Origin of the sequence: Mesorhizobium sp. L-2-11 (assembly GCF_016756595.1) — a bacterium.
Taxonomy (GTDB): Bacteria; Pseudomonadota; Alphaproteobacteria; order Rhizobiales; family Rhizobiaceae; genus Mesorhizobium.
On record NZ_AP023257.1, the window covers coordinates 3,131,235 to 3,150,044 of the forward strand.

15 protein-coding genes and 1 tRNA gene are annotated in these 18,810 nt (G+C 61.8%); 12 read left to right on the plus strand and 4 right to left on the minus strand.

The genetic code is table 11. From position 1 onward, the window contains the following. The first annotated feature begins 19 nt into the window (after window positions 1-19). The 8 genes from nuoN to JG739_RS15045 all read left to right on the plus strand — a co-directional run bounded on the left by nuoN (window position 20) and on the right by JG739_RS15045 (window position 8,695). Window positions 20-1,456: an NADH-quinone oxidoreductase subunit NuoN gene (nuoN, locus tag JG739_RS15010; RefSeq protein WP_202367124.1), complete on the plus strand. Its 1,437-nt coding sequence runs from the start codon at window positions 20-22 to the stop codon at window positions 1,454-1,456. 4 nt (window positions 1,457-1,460) lie between these two features. Continuing rightward, complete coding sequence (locus JG739_RS15015) at window positions 1,461-2,282, plus strand: biotin--[acetyl-CoA-carboxylase] ligase (protein WP_202367125.1); 822 nt, start codon at window positions 1,461-1,463, stop codon at window positions 2,280-2,282. Between the two features lie 132 nt (window positions 2,283-2,414). Next, window positions 2,415-4,085, plus strand: coding sequence for a ribonuclease J (locus JG739_RS15020; protein WP_202367126.1), 1,671 nt, complete (start codon window positions 2,415-2,417; stop codon window positions 4,083-4,085). Window positions 4,086-4,181: 96 nt separating this feature from the next. Then, the gene (gene mce / locus JG739_RS15025) at window positions 4,182-4,586 is read left to right on the plus strand and encodes a methylmalonyl-CoA epimerase (protein WP_202367127.1); all 405 of its coding nucleotides are present in this window, start codon (window positions 4,182-4,184) and stop codon (window positions 4,584-4,586) included. Beyond that, window positions 4,583-4,867 carry a DUF1467 family protein gene (locus JG739_RS15030; protein WP_202367128.1) on the plus strand — a complete coding sequence of 95 codons (285 nt, stop codon included), beginning with the start codon at window positions 4,583-4,585 and terminating at the stop codon, window positions 4,865-4,867. The genes mce and JG739_RS15030 overlap by 4 nt, the downstream gene beginning before the upstream one ends. A gap of 536 nt (window positions 4,868-5,403) precedes the next feature. Beyond that, complete coding sequence (proS, locus tag JG739_RS15035) at window positions 5,404-6,732, plus strand: proline--tRNA ligase (RefSeq protein WP_202367129.1); 1,329 nt, start codon at window positions 5,404-5,406, stop codon at window positions 6,730-6,732. Further along, on the plus strand, window positions 6,729-8,015 hold the full coding sequence (locus tag JG739_RS15040; protein WP_202367130.1) for a lipoprotein-releasing ABC transporter permease subunit: 1,287 nt from the start codon (window positions 6,729-6,731) through the stop codon (window positions 8,013-8,015). Before proS ends, JG739_RS15040 begins: the two co-directional genes overlap by 4 nt. Then, complete coding sequence (locus JG739_RS15045) at window positions 8,012-8,695, plus strand: ABC transporter ATP-binding protein (RefSeq protein WP_174654574.1); 684 nt, start codon at window positions 8,012-8,014, stop codon at window positions 8,693-8,695. The genes JG739_RS15040 and JG739_RS15045 overlap by 4 nt, the downstream gene beginning before the upstream one ends. Window positions 8,696-9,113: 418 nt before the next feature. On the opposite strand, the gene lipB is transcribed toward JG739_RS15045, so the two are convergent. Next, a complete protein-coding gene (lipB, locus tag JG739_RS15050) occupies window positions 9,114-9,857 on the minus strand; it encodes a lipoyl(octanoyl) transferase LipB (protein ID WP_202367131.1) in 744 nt (247 codons plus the stop codon). 302 nt (window positions 9,858-10,159) lie between these two features. On the opposite strand from lipB, the gene JG739_RS15055 reads away from it, so the two are divergent. Then, window positions 10,160-10,244, plus strand: a tRNA-Leu gene (locus JG739_RS15055). Between the two features lie 188 nt (window positions 10,245-10,432). Here the strand turns inward: JG739_RS15055 and JG739_RS15060 are convergent. Next, window positions 10,433-11,362: a dihydrodipicolinate synthase family protein gene (locus JG739_RS15060; protein ID WP_202367132.1), complete on the minus strand. Its 930-nt coding sequence runs from the start codon at window positions 11,360-11,362 to the stop codon at window positions 10,433-10,435. 325 nt (window positions 11,363-11,687) lie between these two features. Between JG739_RS15060 and JG739_RS15065 the strand changes: the two genes are divergently transcribed. Both JG739_RS15065 and JG739_RS15070 read left to right on the plus strand, forming a co-directional pair. After that, window positions 11,688-12,656 (plus strand): phosphatase PAP2 family protein, encoded by a 969-nt coding sequence (locus tag JG739_RS15065; RefSeq protein WP_244749899.1) that lies wholly within the window; start codon window positions 11,688-11,690, stop codon window positions 12,654-12,656. A 306-nt stretch (window positions 12,657-12,962) separates the two neighbouring features. Beyond that, window positions 12,963-14,681: a GH32 C-terminal domain-containing protein gene (locus JG739_RS15070; protein ID WP_202367134.1), complete on the plus strand. Its 1,719-nt coding sequence runs from the start codon at window positions 12,963-12,965 to the stop codon at window positions 14,679-14,681. Between the two features lie 58 nt (window positions 14,682-14,739). Here JG739_RS15070 and JG739_RS15075 read toward each other — a convergent pair whose 3' ends face one another. Both JG739_RS15075 and JG739_RS15080 read right to left on the minus strand, forming a co-directional pair. Beyond that, window positions 14,740-15,495, minus strand: coding sequence for an HAD-IIB family hydrolase (locus JG739_RS15075; RefSeq protein WP_202367135.1), 756 nt, complete (start codon window positions 15,493-15,495; stop codon window positions 14,740-14,742). Continuing rightward, window positions 15,492-16,823 (minus strand): glycosyltransferase, encoded by a 1,332-nt coding sequence (locus JG739_RS15080; RefSeq protein WP_202367136.1) that lies wholly within the window; start codon window positions 16,821-16,823, stop codon window positions 15,492-15,494. The genes JG739_RS15075 and JG739_RS15080 overlap by 4 nt, the downstream gene beginning before the upstream one ends. A gap of 480 nt (window positions 16,824-17,303) precedes the next feature. Here JG739_RS15080 and mgtE point away from each other — a divergent pair, with 480 nt between their 5' ends. Further along, a complete protein-coding gene (gene mgtE / locus JG739_RS15085; protein ID WP_202367137.1) occupies window positions 17,304-18,716 on the plus strand; it encodes a magnesium transporter in 1,413 nt (470 codons plus the stop codon). Window positions 18,717-18,810: the final 94 nt, after the last annotated feature.

Sequence of the window (18,810 nt, forward strand, 5' to 3'; positions counted from 1 at the left end):
CCCGAGAGGTTTGCGAACCATGACGCCGGACCTTCTCTCCAGCCTGTCGCTGTCGACACCAGAGCTGATCCTCGCCGTCGGCGCCCTGGCGCTGCTGATGCTCGGCGCCTATTCGCGCGCCAACACCACCACCACGGTGAGCGGCCTTGCCGTCGCCGTGCTGGTGGTTGCCGGCCTCTGGACGATCCTTTCCACCGGGCAGGGCAACGCTTACGGCGAAGCCTTCGTCCAGGATCCCTTCGCCCGCTTCATGAAGGTGCTGGCGCTGATCGGTTCGGCGGTGACGCTGGTCATGTCGATGCGCTTCGCCAAGGCGGAGCATTTCGACAAGTTCGAATATCCGGTGCTGATCCTGCTGTGCACGCTCGGCATGATGCTGATGATCTCGGCCAACGGCATGATCGGGCTTTATCTGGGCCTCGAACTGCAGTCGCTGGCAATCTACGTGCTGGCGGCGATCAACCGGGACAATCTGCGCTCGACCGAGGCGGGGTTGAAATATTTCGTCCTCGGCGCGCTGTCGTCGGGCATGCTGCTTTACGGCATCAGCCTGGTCTACGGCTACACCGGCAACACCGGCTTCCAGGAGATCGCCGCAGCACTTGGCGGCGGCGAGCGGCAGCTTGGCCTGGTCTTTGGCCTGGTCTTCGTGCTGGCCGGCCTCGCCTTCAAGATATCGGCGGTGCCGTTCCACATGTGGACGCCCGACGTCTATGAAGGCGCGCCGACGCCGGTGACGGCCTTCCTCGCTGCGGCGCCGAAGATGGCGGCGATGGCGCTGATCGTGCGCGTCACTATGGACGCCTTCCAGCCGATCGCCGCCGACTGGCAGCAGATCATCGTCTTCATCTCGATCGCCTCGATGCTGCTCGGCGCCTTTGCGGCTATCGGCCAGACCAACATCAAGCGGCTGATGGCCTATTCCTCGATCGGCCATATGGGCTACGCCCTGGTAGGCCTCGCCGCCAACAGCCAGGCCGGCGTGCGCGGCGTCGCCATCTACATGCTGATCTATCTGGTGATGACGCTCGGCACCTTCGCCTTCATCCTCGCCATGCGGCGCAAGGAAGGCAATGTCGAACAGATCAGCGATCTCGCCGGCCTGTCGTCGACCAATCCGATCATGGCGACGATCCTGACCATCCTGATGTTCTCGCTGGCCGGCATTCCGCCGCTCGCCGGCTTCTGGGGGAAGTGGTACGTGTTCCTTGCCGCCATCAACGCCAACCTCTACGCGCTGGCTATCATCGGCGTGCTGGCCTCGGTGGTGGGCGCTTATTATTATCTGCGCATCATCAAGATCATGTGGTTCGACGAACCGGTCGGCGGCTTCGTGCCGATGGCGACCGAGCTTCGCGTCGTGCTTGGCGTCTGCGGCGCCTTCGTGCTGTTCTACGTGCTGATCGGCGGGCCGATCGGCACCTATGCCGAAGCCGCCGCCAAGACATTCTTCTGACGGGATGGCATTTCGGCTGGCTCCAACAGCGGCCTCGGAAGGGTTCCGGCTCGAGGCACATGACACCGTCGGTTCCACCAATGCGCTGGCGCTCGACCGTGCGCGGGCGGGAGATCGGGGCAAGCTCTGGGTCGTTTCGAAAAAACAGGAAAGCGGGCGTGGCCGGCGCGGCCGGGCCTGGGCGACGCCCGAGGGCAATCTGGCGGCGACGCTGCTGGTGGTCACCAATGCCGAGCTTCGCCTGGCCGCGACGCTCGGCTTCGTCGCCGGGCTGGCGCTGGCCGATGCGCTCGACGCCGTCGTGCCAAAGAGCAGGATCGCGATCGGCCTCGACGGCGGCAACGATGGAAAAAACCGTTTCGAGCTGAAATGGCCGAACGATGTGCTCGCCTCCGGCGCCAAGCTTGCCGGCATCCTGCTGGAATCGGCGATACTCGAAGGCGATCGCTCTGCGGTGGCGGTGGGCATCGGCGTCAATGTTGTGGCATACCCCAAAGATTTGCCTTATCCGGCGACATCGCTTGGCGCGCTGGGCGCTGCTTGCGATGCCGAGACATTGTTTCTGGCGCTGTCGGATGCCTGGAGCGAGAATGCGCGGCTGTGGAACGATGGGCGCGGGCTGGCCGCAGTCAGGCGACGCTGGCTGGCGCGTGCGGCAGGGCTTGGCGGGCAGGTTGCTGTCAGAATTGACGGTAATGTGGTGCGCGGCACGTTCGAGACCATTGACGAGGACTGCCGTTTCGTGATCCGCGACGATGAGGGTTCGGTTCTGACGATCGCCGCCGGCGACGTGCATTTCGGTGCGGTCGCGTCGGCCCAAGTTTGACAGGCCAAGGTTTTGAGAGGCCAAGGTTTTGACAGGCCAAGGTTTTTGACGGGCTCAGGTTTGACGGGCCCCAGATTTTGACGGGCCCCAGATTTTGACGGCTTGGGTTGACCGGCCAGGAAAGGAATGATCATGGCGACAGCGGAAAACGCCGAACTCGTCTTCGTGCCGCTTGGCGGCGTCGGCGAGATCGGCATGAACTTCGCCCTCTATGGTTACGGGCCGGCCAATGCGCGCGAATGGATCGTCATCGATGTCGGCGTGACCTTTCCCGATGCCAGCCTGCCTGGCGTCGACCTGGTGCTGCCCGACACGCGCTTCATCGAGGAGAACGTCGCCAACCTGCGCGGCATCATCATCACGCACGCGCATGAGGACCATTACGGCGCGCTACTCGACACATGGCCGAAGCTCAAGGCGCCGGTCTGGATGACGCCGTTCGGCGCTGGATTGCTGGAAGCCAAGCGGCAGGGCGAGCAGGGCGCACCAAAAATCCCGGTGACGATCTACCGCGCCGGTGAAAAGTTCAGCGTCGGCCCGTTCGAGATCGAGGCCATCCCGGTTGCGCATTCGATTCCCGAACCGATGTCGCTGGCGATCACCTCGCCGGCCGGCACCGTCATCCACACCGGCGACTGGAAGATCGATCCGGCGCCGACGATCGGGCCGCTGACCGACGAGGCGCGCTTCCGCGCCTATGGCGACAAGGGCGTGCTGGCGTTGATCTGCGATTCCACCAATGCGCTGCGGGAAGGTGTGTCGCCGTCGGAAGTCGCGGTTGGCGAGGGCCTCAAGGGCGTCATCCAGAGCGCCAAGGGCCGCGTCGCGGTCACCACCTTTTCCTCCAATGTCGGACGCATCGTCTCCATTGCCAAGGCGGCACGCGATGCCGGCCGGCAGTGCCTGGTGCTCGGCCGTTCGCTGAAGCGCGTCATCGATGTTGCCGGCGAGCTCGGCTATATGGATGGGCTGCCCGAATTCATCGCCGAGGAGGACTTTGGCTTCATCCCGCGCGAAAACCTCGTCATCATCTGCACCGGCAGCCAGGGCGAGCCGCTTGCGGCACTGGCGAAACTGTCGCGCGAGGAGATGAAATCGGTGTCGCTGACGGCAGGCGACACGGTGGTGTTTTCCTCGCGCACCATTCCCGGCAACGAGAAGGGTATCCTCGAGATCAAGAACCGTCTGATCGATCTCGGCATCAAGATCATCGAGGACGGTGATGCGCTGGTGCATGTCTCCGGCCATCCGCGCCGCAGCGAGCTGCGCAAGATGTATGAATGGGTGCGGCCGCAGATCGGCGTTCCCGTGCATGGCGAGGCGGCGCATCTGGTGGCACAGGGATCGCTGATGTCGGTGTCCGGCATCGGCCAGGTGGCGCAGGTGCGCGACGGCGACATGCTGCGGCTCTATCCCGGTGCGGCGACGATCATCGACCAGGTGCCGTTCGGCCGCATCTACAAGGACGGCAGGCTGATCGGCACCGACCAGGCGATGGGCATTCGCGACCGGCGCAAGCTGTCTTTCGCCGGCCATGTCGCGGTCAATGTCGTGCTCGACGACAAATATGAGCTCGCCGGCGATCCCGATCTGGTCGCCATCGGTGTCGCCGAGGCCGATGGCCGCGGCGACAGCCTGGAAGACCTGATGATCGATGCGGCAATCGGCGCCGTGGACTCCATCCCGCGTCAGCGCCGAAGAGATCTCGACCTCGTGCAGGAGGCAGTGCGCCGCGCCGTCCGCGGCGCCGCCAATGAAGCCTGGGGCAAGAAGCCGCTGGTGACAGTGTTCGTCACGAGATAAGGGAATAGGGGAGTAGGGCAGTACGGCAGTAGGGGGAGAAAGTAGTTTTCCCTACTCCCATACTGCCGTATTGCCCTACTGCCCTGAGGAAAACCTATGCTTGAACGCCTCAACCATGTCGCGCTTGCCGTGCCGGATCTGGCTGCGGCGACCGCGGCTTATCGCGACACTCTCGGCGCTCGGGTGACCGCGCCGCAGGCGCTGCCGGAGCATGGCGTCACGGTGGTGTTCGTCGATGTCGGCAATACCAGGATCGAATTGCTGGAGCCGCTTGGCGAGGGTTCGCCGATCGCGGCATTCCTCGAGAAGAACCCCTCGGGCGGCATGCATCATCTGTGCTATGAGGTCGATGACATTCTTGCCGCGCGTGATCACCTCATCGCCAGCGGCGCCCGCGTCCTCGGCGACGGCAACCCGAAGACCGGCGCACACGGCAAGCCGGTGCTGTTCCTGCATCCCAAGGATTTCTTCGGCACGCTGGTTGAACTGGAGCAAGCATGAGCTGGGTTTCATTTCTCGCCCTGTTCTTCATCACATGGTGGGTGGTGCTGTTCGCCATCCTGCCATTCAGCCTGAGGACGCAGGACGAGGATGAGGACGTGACGCTGGGCACGGTATCCAGCGCGCCGCGCGGACCGCATATGCTGCGCGCGGTGCTGCGGACGACGATCGTCACGCTGGTTCTGCTTGGCATCTTTTATGGCATTACGCGGGGGCTCGGCCTCGGCATCGACGACATCCCGCACATCGTGCCGGATTTCAGCCAGAGCCCCGGAAACTAGAGCAAATTCCAGGCCGGAAGAACCAATGCCGGTTGTTTTCGAACCCGCTGTGCTGAAGTTGCGCAAGTGATTTGGCAATTTGTCGTGCTAACCAAATGATTGCACAAAAAAAATGCAAGGCACGAGGCCTTGCAATTTAAACGCGTCCGATCTGTTTCCGGTGTCCGGCGGCAGCGAGTAACCGCGCCTAGATCGCATCCTCCCAAGACTTTGACCGCGTAGGAGAGCAGATTTCTTTCCGCCCTCTCGTTTATCGGCGCACATTAGACCAAGCCGGGTGAAAATGTCACGCAGAATTTTGCCCGGAAATAAGCATTCTCGTGCTGCACTGCACAATAGTATGGCAGGCGTTGCTTGCGAAACGACCAGCAAGGCGAACGCGGCACTGCGGCGCCTTTGCGACGCCCTGCGATGCCCGGTTGGCGCCCGCGGGGGGCGGGTTTCCATTCCGTCATGAAATGGCTATGAAGCCGGGGCAAGCAAGCCTGCGCTGCGCCGATTCCGGTGCGGCAATCCTCTCTCTCACGGACCAGTCCATGCGTTTGTCGCGCTATTTCCTGCCTATCCTCAAAGAAAATCCGCGCGAGGCCGAAATCGTCTCGCACCGGCTGATGCTGCGCGCCGGCATGATCCGCCAGCAGGGGCAAGGCAGTTTTTCCTGGCTGCCGCTCGGCAAGAGGGTGCTGGACAAGGTTTGCCGGATCGTTCGCGAGGAGCAGGACCGGGCCGGCGCGCTCGAGATCCTGATGCCGACCATCCAGTCGGCCGAGCTGTGGCGCGAAAGCGGCCGCTATGACGACTATGGCAAGGAGATGCTGCGCATCAAGGACCGGCAGGATCGCGACATGCTCTATGGACCGACCAACGAGGAGGTGGTCACCGAGATTTTCCGCGCCTATGTGAAGTCCTATAAGGATCTGCCGCTCAATCTCTATCACATCCAGTGGAAATTCCGCGACGAGGTGCGGCCGCGCTTCGGCGTCATGCGCAGCAGAGAGTTCCTGATGAAGGACGCCTATTCCTTCGATCTCGATTTTGCAGGCGCCAAGGCGGCCTATAACAGGATGTTCGTGTCCTATCTCAGGACGTTCACGCGCATGGGGCTGCAGGCAATCCCGATGCGTGCCGACACCGGGCCGATCGGCGGCGATCTCAGCCACGAATTCATCATCCTGGCCGACACCGGCGAAAGCCAGGTCTATTGCCATCGCGACTATCTCGCATTTGATGTGCCGGGGGCCGACACGGACTTCTCCAACGATGCCGAGATCGGCGACATCGTCAGGAAATGGACGACGCCCTATGCGGCGACCGACGAGATGCACGACGAGGCGGCGTGGGAGAAGGTCGCGACAAGCGACCGCGTCTCGGCGCGCGGCATCGAGGTCGGCCACATCTTCCATTTCGGCGACAAATATTCGAAGCCGATGGGCGCCAAGGTGACCGGGCCCGACGGCAAGGATCATTTTGCCTCCGGAGGCTCCTACGGCATCGGCCCGACGCGGCTGGTCGCGGCGATCATCGAGGCTAGCCATGACGACAACGGCATCATCTGGCCGGAGGCGGTGGCGCCTTTCGACATCGGCCTGATCAATATGAAAGCCGGCGACGCCGACTGCGACCGCGTCTGCGATGAACTCTATGCGGCGTTTGTCGCCGCCGGCAAGGACGTGCTCTACGACGACACCGATCAGCGGCCGGGCGGCAAGTTCGCCACAGCCGACCTGATCGGACTGCCGTGGCAGGTGATCGTCGGGCCGCGCGGCGTGGCCGCCGGCGAGGTCGAGATCAAGAACCGCAGGAACGGCGAGCGTGAGACGCTGCCGATCGCCGACGTGAAGAAACGCTTCGGTTTTGCCGCATGAGTGGAGCGGCAGCAGCTAAACCCTTGGCCGCCGGAGCTTTTTCCGTCTTCGAACGCATGGTCGCGTGGCGCTATCTGCGCTCGCGCCGCAAGGAGACGGTGATCTCCGTCATTGCGTCGATCTCGTTCCTCGGCATCATGCTGGGCGTCGCCACGCTGATCGTCGTAATGGCTGTCATGAACGGCTTTCGCGCCGAGCTCCTGACGCGCATCCTCGGCGTCAACGGCCATCTGATCGTGCAGCCGCTCGACATGCCGCTGGAGGACTACGCGCAGGTCGCCGGCCGCATCAACGGCGTGCCCGGCGTCCAATACGCCATTCCGCTCATCGACGGGCAGGTGCTGGCGCAAGGCAATGTCGGCGGCGGGTCGGGGGCGCTGGTGCGCGGCATCCGCGGCGAGGATCTGGGCAAGATTTCAATCGTCGCCACCAATATCAAGCAGGGCTCGATCGCCGGCTTCGACACAGGCGAGGGCGTCGCCATCGGCACCCGTATGGCCGACAATCTCGGTCTTGTGCTCGGCGACACCATCACGCTGATCGCCCCCGACGGCGATGTGACGCCGCTCGGCACGACACCGCGCATGAAGGGTTACCCGGTCACCGCGATCTTCGAAGTCGGCATGTCGGAATATGACAGCTCGATCGTCTACATGCCGTTTTCGGAAGCCCAGCTCTATTTCAACATGGATGGCCGGGCCCAGGCGATCGAGATCTATGTCGACAATCCCGACAATGTCGACGCGCTGAAACCGAGGGTCGAGGAGGCAGCGCAGCGGCCGATCACCATGGTCGACTGGCGAGAACGAAACCAAACATTCTTCGATGCGCTGCAAGTGGAGCGCAACGTCATGTTCATGATCCTGACGCTGATCGTGCTGGTTGCGGCGCTCAACATCATTTCGGGGCTGATCATGCTGGTGAAGGACAAGGGCCACGATATCGCCATTCTGCGCACCATGGGCGCCACGCGCGGCGCCATCCTGCGCATCTTCCTGATGACGGGGGCGGCGATCGGCGTGGTGGGCACCTTTGCCGGCGTTCTGCTCGGCGTCATTATCTGCTTGAACGTTGAGCGCATCCGCCAGTTCTTCTCGTGGCTGGCCGGCGAGAGGCTGTTCAATCCCGAACTCTACTTCCTCAGCCAGTTGCCTGCCCGCATGGACGCCAGCGAGACGATCTCCGTGGTGCTGATGGCGCTGGTGCTGTCGTTCCTGGCGACTCTGTTTCCGGCATGGCGCGCAGCCAGGCTCGATCCGGTCGAAGCGCTGAGGTACGAATGATGGCCGAGGCCATTATCGAGTTGAAGAGCGTCGAGCGGCACTATGTCCAGGGGCCGCGCAAGCTGACCATCCTCAACGGCGCCGATTTTTCGTTGAAGCGCGGTGAGATCGTGGCGCTGGTGGCGCCTTCGGGCACCGGCAAATCGACGCTGTTGCACACCGCCGGACTGCTGGAGCGGCCGGACGCCGGCGATGTCATTCTGGCCGGCCGCGCCTGCGGGCGGCTTTCCGACGACGAGCGCACGGCGATCCGCCGTAACGATGTCGGCTTCGTCTATCAATTCCATCACCTGCTGCCGGAGTTCACGGCGCTGGAAAACATCATGATGCCGCAGCTGATAAAAGGGCTGACGCGCAAGGAGGCTGCCGAGCGGTCGGCGCAACTGCTCGACTACATGCAGATCGGCAAGCGCGCGCAGCACCGACCGTCCGAACTGTCCGGCGGCGAGCAACAGCGCGTCGCCATCGCGCGCGCCGTCGCCAATGCGCCGCTGGTGCTGCTGGCCGACGAGCCGACCGGCAACCTCGACCCGGTCACCGCCTCCTACGTGTTCGAGGCACTGGGGGCGCTGGTCAGGCAGTCGGGCCTGGCGGCGCTGATCGCCACCCACAATCACGAGCTTGCCTCGCGCATGGACCGTCGCGTCACGCTCGCCGACGGCAAGGTCGTTCCGCTTTAGCTGTATCGATATTCAGGTGATGCCGGCCTGCGAACGGCTGATACCTGCGCGTCCGGCAGTGGGCGTACCCAACAGTAGGCTCCGTTCCGGTCTCGGAACCCCACCCAGTCTGGCCGCATTTCCCGACACGCAACCAGCGTGAACGGCGCAAATCCGCCCATAACCTTTCCTTAACCCTGCCGAACTGATCGCCCGGAATTCCGCGACACACTTCCAATGCGGCCGTTGACACTCGAACACAATTAGAACAAAATGCGAACACGCTGAAAACAGGAGAGCGTTATGACCGGTCTTGTTCAGGATGTCGTGTCACTGGTGTGCATGAGCACGTTTCTCATTTCCATGGCGATCTGGATCGGAGCGATGTGAGGCATCGCGCCTCGTTTATTCGGGGCGGCGTCAGTTCGGCGCCGCTTTGTCAGCCGGCCTTGCGGGCCGTTTCGACAAGCAGAGCTGCGGTGGGTCCGAAGACATCCTCGAAGGCCGATTTCAGCGCGAGATCGAGATCGGCCATTCCCAGGGGAAGGCCGAGATCGACGAGGCTGGTGACGCCGTGATCCTGCACGCCGCACGGCACGATGCCGCTGAAGTGGCTGAGATCCGGCTCGACATTGATGGCGATGCCGTGAAAGCTCACCCAGCGCCTCAGCCTGATGCCGATGGCGGCGATCTTGTCCTCGGCGAGCGATCCGTCGGGCAGGGCGGGGCGATCCGGCCGCACCACCCAGACGCCGACGCGGTTCTCGCGCCGTTCGCCGCGCACGTTGAAGGCAGCGAGCGTGCCGATGATCCATTGTTCAAGTGCCGCGACGAAGGCGCGGACATCCTCGCGCCGCCGCTTCAGGTCGAGCATCACATAAGCGACCCGCTGGCCTGGCCCATGATAGGTGTATTCGCCGCCGCGTCCCGCCGCGAACACCGGAAACCGGTCGGGCTCGATCAGGTCCTCGATGCGGGCGCTGGTGCCGGCGGTGTAGAGCGGCGGGTGCTCGACAAGCCAGACCATCTCACCGGCGGCGCCGCCTCTGATGGCATCGGCGCGCGCCTCCATCACCGCAAGCGCATCCGGATAGGCGGTGAGGCCGGGTTCGATCCGCCATTCGACCGGCGCCGAACCGGGCAGGGGCAGGAACGACGTGGCGATCTGGCTGCGTTCTGTCATGGCATGTCTCGTCTAAAGCGCGCCGCGTTTGAAGGGAACCGTGGGCACGCCTTAGGTTTTTGTTTTATGCATGTTGCCCCAAACCGCTGCGCACACTCGGTCAAGCCCGATGGCATGTTTTTGGGCGACATGCATTCGCCTCACATATGGCGGCAATCGGCTGAAACGTCCAGTTGCGAGCGCGTTTCTGCTCTTTGCATGGTTATGCCCTAGCCCGGCCAAATATTGCGCGACGCGCCCTTGTTTCGCCGGAAACGATTTGCTACACGCCGCGAGCCGGTTCGTTCCGGCTCCTACCACGTGCGGTCGTGGCGGAATTGGTAGACGCGCAGCGTTGAGGTCGCTGTGGGGCAACCCGTGGAAGTTCGAGTCTTCTCGACCGCACCAGCTTTATCCAGTAAGCTGTTATTTTTATTGTGCGTTTTTGGTTTCCCCGCAGTTCTTCCCGAGACTGTTGTGCAGGCTGAAAACACTGTGCGGATCATTGGGAATCCTCAACAAAAAAATGCGCTTTTCACGCAAGCGCTCACGCGGATAGCTTTGACGTGATTTGCGGCAAAAGCCCACTGATTGCGCTATGTTGAGCCTTGATTGCGGACGCGACTTTCCAGCCGCATGAGCAAATAGTCGACCTCTTGTCTGGCTGCCGCCGACAACGCACTGCCCGGCTTGCGCTGGGCGTCCGACGCGATGGCGCCGCGCTTCATCATCACATATTTGCGTACCGCAAGTCCCACGCCTGGTTGCTGCTCATAGCGCAGATAGGGCAGGTGGGCGTCGAAAAGATCGTGCGCCTTTTCGCGCTCGCCGGCGGCAGACAGTTTCACCATTTCGACCAGCATGTCGGGGAAGGCATAGCCTGTCATCGCGCCGTCGGCACCGCGTTCCATCTCGAAGTCGAGAAAGAGGCCGCCATTACCGGTGAGGATGGACAGCGGCCGCAGCAAGCCGTCCTTCTGGAAGCCGCGCAGCGCGCTGATCTTCTCGAGGCCCGGCCAGTCCTCGTGCTTGAGCATGAAGCAGGCCGGGTTGTCGGTGACTATCCGGCGGATGACAGCCGGCGTCATGACGACCGAGAGGGTCAGTGGATAATCCTGCAGGACGAAAGGAACATCCTCGCCGACCGCTTCGGATGCGTTGCGGAAATAGGTGACGATCTGGTCGTCGGTGCGCAGCGCCGGCAGCGGCGCGATCATCATGCCCTGCGCGCCAACCTCCATCGCGGCGCGCGCAAGGCTGCGCATGGCGGCGAAGCCAGGGGCGGAGACGCCGACGATCACCGGCAGCCTGGTGCGCGCCACGATACGCTTGACGATCTCGAGCGATTCGCCGGCGTCGAGCTTCGGGGCCTCGCCCATGATGCCGAGGATTGTCATGCCATCGACGCCGCAGCGCTCGTAGAAATCGACCATCGAATCGAGTGATTCCCAGTCGATCTGGCCATCGGCCTCGAACGGCGTCGGGGCAATGGTGTAGACAGCTTTGGTGTCAGGACCGATGGCCATGAGCTCCTCCTAAAATTCAGCTTTCAGTCATAGCGCAGGACCGATGGCCCGATCCAACCCGGCGGTTGGTGCGGACGGGCGGGCGCGAAGATTTGGTAGTGGACGCGCATTTCCATGTCGAGAACCGGTTTGACTTTCGATCTGTCGGGAAAGCCGCAGGGACGGAGCCACTATATGCCTGACAGCCAGACGTTGAAGTAACCGCATGGTAAGCTTGCTTCGCTATCACATTGACCATGCCACCGATGGCGCGCTTGATTCTTGGTAAATTAGTATGTCATTTACTATAGGAGTGGGGGATTACAGTCCATCGACAAGATGGTCATTGCGACTTGCGTTCTTTTTAGCAATCTACGTGGTGTGCGCGTCTGCAATAAGTCCACAGTCTTTCTTCCACCTGACGCTGGTTTATGTCCAGAAGTTCGCTACCGGTATTCCGATCTTGTTTGTTGCGGGTGTCTGTTCCGCTGCGCTTATTTATGGCCGAGGAGAACCAACTCGCTACGCCATAGATTTGGTTCGTGCGCGCTGGCGTGGCTGTTTGCTGGTGCTGCTGTTCTTCTTCGCCAGCTTGACCGCCTACTCTACCTACAAGATGGCCATCCCGTCCGTCGTTCCCTTCTTTGCGGACAACTGGTTAGCCGATCTGGACGAATGGCTGCACGGGACTGCGCCGTGGGAACTCGCGCACAAGCTCGACAGCAACATGTGGTCGATCGTCGTCTTCAACAGCTATGAGGTGATTTGGTTTTTCCAATGGTTCGGCACCATGCTTTTCGTGTCTCTCTGGTCGGACAGGATTGGCCGCGTCCGCTATCTCTGGGCAGCCGCGCTGACATTATCCATCCTCGGCACTATGCTGGCCTTGGCGCTGGCATCGGTCGGGCCGATCTACTACCACCAGTTTGTTGGCGAGGACCGCTTCAGCGGACTCAACGCCGCCATGGACCGTCTCGACTATAGCCACATGGTGCGCGAGCCCGCTGCATATCTGCTGACGGCTTACCAGAGTGGCCGGCCAGACCTGGGCGGTGGCATCTCGGCCATGCCAAGCATGCACGTCGCCTTTGCCACACTGAATGCCTATCTGCTTTCTTCCCTCAATCTCTGGCTCGGTGTTCTCGGCTGGATGTTCGCAGCCCTGATAATGTACGGTTCGGTATATACCGGATGGCACTACGCAGTTGATGGCTACGTCTCTATTATCGTGGTGTCGGTGATCTGGTGGGCGACCGGACGCCAGCCAGCGCAGATCAAGACACAGTTTGCAATACGCCAAGCCATAGAAGGTTAGTTGCAACAGCGCTGGTTAACTGGGCGTCACCCTCTGCATAAGGGACGACAGATCCACGAGGTCGAAATTCGCGGAAAAGAGAAGCCTTGCGCTGTCGGACAATGCAATCATGCTCTCCGTCAACCTTCTTCCGCCACGAGTTCGGCAGCTGCAGGCGGCGATCTGTGCGGCGATTGACGTCAAGGGCTGTCGATCCTGGGAATGGCTTTGCCAAAGTGAGAATCCAGCTTTAACCTTCGGCAACGCATTCCCATGCCGAGCACCCGGTTTTGCCCTGGGAGAGCCGTACGCAACGGAGCCAGCTTCATGAGTGACAGTCAGGTCAAGGTAAGAATTGCTGGACGAGACACCATTCGAAGCCTGCATGCCGACCTGCCGGTCAACGCCACCTTCCATATCTGGCTCAAGGCGACCAAGCCGGACGTACCGGGCTCGCTGTCCTTTTCCAATGTCCGTGGCAAGTTCGGCGAGGTGAGCGTCACCAACGCCGAAGAGCATGAATTCAGAATTTTTCACGTCTTCGGCGGCGGCAGTGTCGAACTGGATTACGACACGGAGCGAACCTCGGTTTCGGTTGCCTACTGGTTCGCATTGGCCGACGTGCTGGAGACCGGCATTACAGTTCTCCACACCAATCCGGGAAATGCCCCGCCGAACATCCCTGACAGCTATCATTTTCGTCCGCCGTTCGGCTGGATGAACGATCCGAATGGATTTGGCCGGTTTGGAGGCCGCCCACATCTGTTCTATCAGCATTATTCGCATGGGCTTCGCTGGAACACGATGCATTGGGGGCACGCCGTATCTTCCGATTATCTGCGGTGGCGTCACATGCCGATCTTCCTGTTTCCGTCGGAAGATCTCACCGCAAGGCCTGACAAGCGAGGCGGTGCCTATTCCGGCTCGGCCATTCCGCTTGCCGATGGCCCGGGCATTCGCGTCTTTTTCACCGAGCAGGTACAGGACCGTATCCCGGAACAGCAGATACAGCTCACGGCCACTTCCAGCGACCTCATCATGGCGGGAGATGCGCACGTCATCCTGCCATACCGCCCGCTTGACCAGGGATTGACAGCGGATTTTCGTGACCCATACGTCTTCAAGGGACCGGATGGCCTTTGGAAAATGCTGCTGGGCAGCCAGAGCGATGAAGGCGGCGTTGTCCTGCTCTACGAAACCCGTGACCATACCGCCGCCACCGGCTGGACGTATATCGGCAAGCTTCTGGTCGAGAAGCACTATCGGACGACGGCGATCGAATGTCCCTGTCTGCTGCCGCTCGACGGGCCGGCGACCGATCCCGCGACGCGCTGGGTTCTGATTCTCGGGCTGATGAACAGTGAAGACCAGTCGACCCGGCGCAAGAACCTGACGATGGCCATTGTCGGCTGGTTCGATGGTCGGACCTTTGCCAAGGAATTCGAACAGGAACTGGACTTCGGGACAGATAATTACGCCTTCCAGGCCTTCGTCGACGGTGATGCGATTGTCGGCATCGGCTGGCTTGCCAATTGGGCCGACACCGGGCCGGCGATCGATTTTCCTACAGCCATGACGTTGCCTCGCAACATCCATCTGTCTGCAGGCGAGTTGCATACCCCGCCCATCGGCGCTGCCGAGAGCCTGCGGAGCCATATTCTGGACCGAACACGCCTCGCAGCCGGAGAGCAGGTAAGCTTCATCAACGGCGCTGTCGAAATCCTGTTCGAACTGGAGAAGCCCGGTGCCCATTTCCAGTTGAAGCTGCAACATCCAACTGTCCGGCTCGAGGTTGTCGTCGACGACGAGGGACTTGCCATTCGTCATGGAGACGACGCAGCGGCGACCCCTCACTATATTGCCAAGGGAGCCCGTCCGAAACGGCTGCGGATATTCCTCGACTACGGATCGATCGAGGTTTTCGCGGATCGCGGTCGTTGGGCTGGCACGAAACGGATCAGCGGTTTTGACCCGGTGCAATCGGCCCGTCTCATCGCCGAAACTGGCGCCGTTCTACACGCGACGGTATGGGCCCTCAAACCGTGACAAGGAAATCCTGTTTCCGGTTCAGAATTGGATTTCCAGCTCAGGATGGATTTCCAGTTCAGGATTTGGGATCCGCAAACACCGACCAATGAACGAGGCCTTCGACGACACCAAGGGCGAACTGTTGCTTCGCGCTGTAGATCAGCGGGTTGTCCCGCGCCATGTCAAGCAGTTCGGGAAGGGCATTGGCGACGACAATCCCGCGCGCCCCCGGTAGCTCGAACATGCTGCGATCGTTGTTGGTATCGCCGGCGACGACCACCTCATCGAGGCCGATGCCGAGTTCATTGCAGAGCCAAGCCAGCGCCTGGCCCTTGTCGGCTGAACGCGGCAGGATGTCGAGATCGCGTCCGCTCGAATAGACCATCGTCACCGACAGGCCGGCCTCGGCCAGAGCGCGCTCGATGCTGGCAAGGGTTTCAGGACTTGCGTCGAGCAGGTACCAGCTCGATTTGAAGGCGTGCTGATAGCCGTCGGGCTGGCGGACAGTGTCTTTGAGCGATCCGAGCACCGCATCGACCTTTTCAAGCGACCAACCCTCCGAAAACCTTTGGGCAAAATGCCCGAGAAGAGAGGTGTGCCGCGGACCGGCGAGCATTGTGCCGACACCGCCGATCACGTAGTCCGGCGCTGGCAGGGCGACTTCGTCGACGAAGTTCAAGATGTCGTCGGCCAGGCGTCCGCTGTTGTAGACGAGAACCGGCCGGTGCTCGGGATCGAGCGCTTCCCATTTCAACCGAAAGCGTGACGTCGCCGGCGTATCGCCAGCCAGGGTCCCGTCGAGATCACTCGACAAAAGCGCGATCGGTTTCAATCGCCGTCGTTCCACGGCTCGTCCCAGTCATGATCGTCGACCGCCTTCAGCACCGGACGTCCTTCGACAAGGCTGACCAGCTGCTGCGCGATGCCCGTCCAGGTGAACAGGCTGCGCGCCTTGTGGGCGCCCATGCGGCCCAGGCGGCCGTAAAGGCGCTGGTGCTTCATTGGCTTGACGATGGTGATGCCGAGATCTTCCTTGTCGAACGGATCGCCAAAAAGTGCGTGCCGGCCATAGCTGATGCCGCGATAGAGGCCGCCATGGATCGTAACCACCGTCGGCGTTCCGCAAGCCATTGCCTCGATCGCGGTCATGCCGAACGGCTCGTAGCGGCTCGACAGGACGAACATGTCCGCCGCCCGATAGGTGTCGGCCAGGTCCTCGTCGGCAACATAGCCGGAGAACACGACACGATCCTGCAAGCCTAGCTGTTCTACCTGTTGCTTGAGCTGGTTGAGAATCTTCTGTTCCTGTTCGTCCATGTTCTCGCCGCCGACTGCGAGCCTCAGGACCGCATCCGGCACACGCGGCGCCACCACGGAAAACGCATCGATCAGCAGGTCGTAGCCTTTGTTGGTGGCCAGCCGCCCGAGCGCCAGGACCGTTCGCCCTTCGAAGCCGAGCCGATGGCGGATCAACCGGCGAGACGCCTCGCTGACGGGGAAGAACCGGTTGTCGTCGTAACCGGGCGGGATCATGTGCACGCGGTCGCGCTCGAGGCTGTAGTCCTCGACCAGCATGTCGACCTGCGGCGGCGTCGTCGCAATCACCATGGCGCAGCTTCGATAGATGATCGTCTCGTGCTTGATGCGCTCGGTGAAATTGAACTCGGCCTCGAATGTATCGGCCTTGTCAGGGTAGTCCGTCTTCATCTGGCGTTGCTTCCAGATGCCGAGGGAATGCGGCGTATGGATGTGCGGGATGTTGAGCGCTTCCGACAGTCGCTGCCCTGCCACGCCGGCATCCCAGTAGTGGGAGTTGATGAAGTCGTAGGAGAGATTTTCGCGGCGAATCAGGCGCAGCGCGTTTTCACACCACTCGAGAAGGTGGCGGTGGAGATATTCCTTCGGAATAAAATCGGGTCCGCCACAGGCGACACGCAGGACGCGAACCCCGTCGGCCACTTCATCGACAGCAGGCTGGTCTTCAAACCGTCGCGTCCAGATATCGACGGCATAACCCAGTTGGGCCAGTTTTTTCGCAAGTTCCAGGACGTACACCACCTGTCCGCCGGTATCGGCCGCGCCGAGCGGTGGGTTGGCTGCCACGTAGCCATGGGTTGAAACGAGTGCAATTCGAGGTATTGCCGCATCCGAGTCCGGCATCTGTATCCTTCTCTACGATTGATCTCTGCACGCCTGCGGCATGCACAAGTCCGGTTATATAAGGTTTCCAGCCGCCATCCGCAAATGTCGAAAGCGCCAGGCGGCCGCCAAGGCTGGTGGCATGTCGGTGAGGATATTGACTCCGCCCGCAGGATCAACGCGTTGCCGATCGAGCGACTGGCCGGCCCGCTCTTGCATGAGCGAGTGGGCGACCCTCGGGGGTTAGAAATCCGTGACAGTGCTCACAACGGCTTCGCAAGCATTGCCAAGCGCTTGGCGCGACGATTGTGGGAGAGCCGGACAGGACATTGTGCGATTGGTCGATGATTGCCCCCGCTGACATCGACTTCGAAATCTGACAGGCGCCTGTAGCAATTTAACGCTGCCCATGATCCTTTCTGGAAATCGATTCCGATTTTCATGGTCATGCGCTAGACCTGACACGCAGCTTTTCCGAAATTCTGACGGCGGGAGGCGCTGGTGGAAGGCCAGAACGAACAGACGACCGGCGCCAGGGCCGCTGAGGAAAGCTCCGACATCTATGGCGAGGACGGCGCCATTCTGTCGTCGTTCCTTGCCGCGATCGGCGCGGCGATCGCCGATCGCGACACGCTGACGCTGAAGCGTGAAGTCGATGACCTGCACCAATCCGAACTCGGCGACCTGCTGGAGGCGCTCCATCCCGAACAGCGCCGCGCGCTGGTCGAATTGCTGGGCGCCGACTTCGATTTTTCCGCGCTGACCGAGGTCGATGAGGCGATCCGCCGCGACATCGTCGACAGCCTGCCCAACGCACAGATTGCCCAGGGGGTGCAGGAGCTCGATTCCGACGACGCGGTCTACATCCTCGAGGACCTCGAAAAGGAAGACCAGGACGAGATCCTGTCGCAACTGCCGTTCACCGAGCGGATCAGGCTGCGCCGCTCGCTCGACTATCCCGAAGAGACCGCCGGCCGCCGCATGCAGACCGAGTTCGTCGCGGTGCCGCCATTCTGGACGATCGGCCAGACCATCGACTACATGCGCGAGGACAACAACCTTCCCGACCGCTTCAGCCAGATTTTCGTCATCGATCCGAGCTTCAAGCTGCTCGGCGCCATCGACCTCGACCAGATCCTGCGCACCAAGCGGTCGATCAAGGTCGAAGAGGTCATGCATGAGACCAGGCACGCCATTCCGGCGACGATGGACCAGGAAGAGGCGGCACGCGAGTTCGAACAATACGACCTTCTCTCCGCTGCCGTCGTCGACGAGAACGAGCGGCTGGTCGGCGTGCTGACCATCGACGACGTGGTCGACGTCATCCAGCAGGAAGCCGAGGAGGATCTGCTGCGCATGGGCGGCGTCGGCGACGAAGAACTGTCGGACAGCATCCTTTCGACCTCGCGCTCGCGCGTTCCGTGGCTGCTCGTCAACCTTCTGACGGCGTTCCTGGCGGCCTCGGTGATCGGCCTGTTCGACCGCACGATCGAGCACATCGTGGCGCTGGCCGTGCTGATGCCGATCGTCGCCGGCATGGGCGGCAATGCCGGCTCGCAGACCATGACGGTTACGGTGCGGGCGCTGGCGACCAGGGACCTCGACATCTACAATGCCGGCCGCATCATCCGTCGCGAGATGGGGGTGGGCTTCATCAACGGCATCATCTTCGCCATCCTGATCGGCATCGTCGCGGCCGCCTGGTTCCGCGATCCCAATCTGGGCGGCATCATCGCCGCGGCGATGATCATCAACATGTTCGTGGCCGCGCTTGCCGGCATCCTGATCCCGCTGCTGCTCGACCGGTTCAAGATCGACCCGGCCGTGGCTTCGGCGGTCTTCGTCACGACGGTCACCGACGTCGTCGGCTTCTTTGCCTTTCTCGGCCTCGCCACCTGGTGGTTCGGCGTGTGAGCGACCACCCGCTCAATTGACTTTTACGTAAATGCCGTGCGAGATTTTGGAACAGCCTCCGGCCGATTCTGAAACGCGTTTGGACGATAGCGAG

Bases quoted from the DNA above. Each gene is read 5' to 3' on its own strand.
- JG739_RS15030 (WP_202367128.1), top strand. From the start codon at position 4,583: ATGAGCTGGGTTTCATTTCTCGCCCTGTTCTTCATCACATGGTGGGTG.
- JG739_RS15020 (WP_202367126.1), top strand. From the start codon at position 2,415: ATGGCGACAGCGGAAAACGCCGAACTCGTCTTCGTGCCGCTTGGCGGC.
- JG739_RS15045 (WP_174654574.1), top strand. From the start codon at position 8,012: ATGATGGCCGAGGCCATTATCGAGTTGAAGAGCGTCGAGCGGCACTAT.
- JG739_RS15060 (WP_202367132.1), bottom strand. From the start codon at position 11,362: ATGGCCATCGGTCCTGACACCAAAGCTGTCTACACCATTGCCCCGACG.
- mce (WP_202367127.1), top strand. From the start codon at position 4,182: ATGCTTGAACGCCTCAACCATGTCGCGCTTGCCGTGCCGGATCTGGCT.
- nuoN (WP_202367124.1), top strand. From the start codon at position 20: ATGACGCCGGACCTTCTCTCCAGCCTGTCGCTGTCGACACCAGAGCTG.
- JG739_RS15080 (WP_202367136.1), bottom strand. From the start codon at position 16,823: ATGCCGGACTCGGATGCGGCAATACCTCGAATTGCACTCGTTTCAACC.
- JG739_RS15015 (WP_202367125.1), top strand. From the start codon at position 1,461: ATGGCATTTCGGCTGGCTCCAACAGCGGCCTCGGAAGGGTTCCGGCTC.
- lipB (WP_202367131.1), bottom strand. From the start codon at position 9,857: ATGACAGAACGCAGCCAGATCGCCACGTCGTTCCTGCCCCTGCCCGGT.
- JG739_RS15040 (WP_202367130.1), top strand. From the start codon at position 6,729: ATGAGTGGAGCGGCAGCAGCTAAACCCTTGGCCGCCGGAGCTTTTTCC.
- proS (WP_202367129.1), top strand. From the start codon at position 5,404: ATGCGTTTGTCGCGCTATTTCCTGCCTATCCTCAAAGAAAATCCGCGC.
- JG739_RS15070 (WP_202367134.1), top strand. From the start codon at position 12,963: ATGAGTGACAGTCAGGTCAAGGTAAGAATTGCTGGACGAGACACCATT.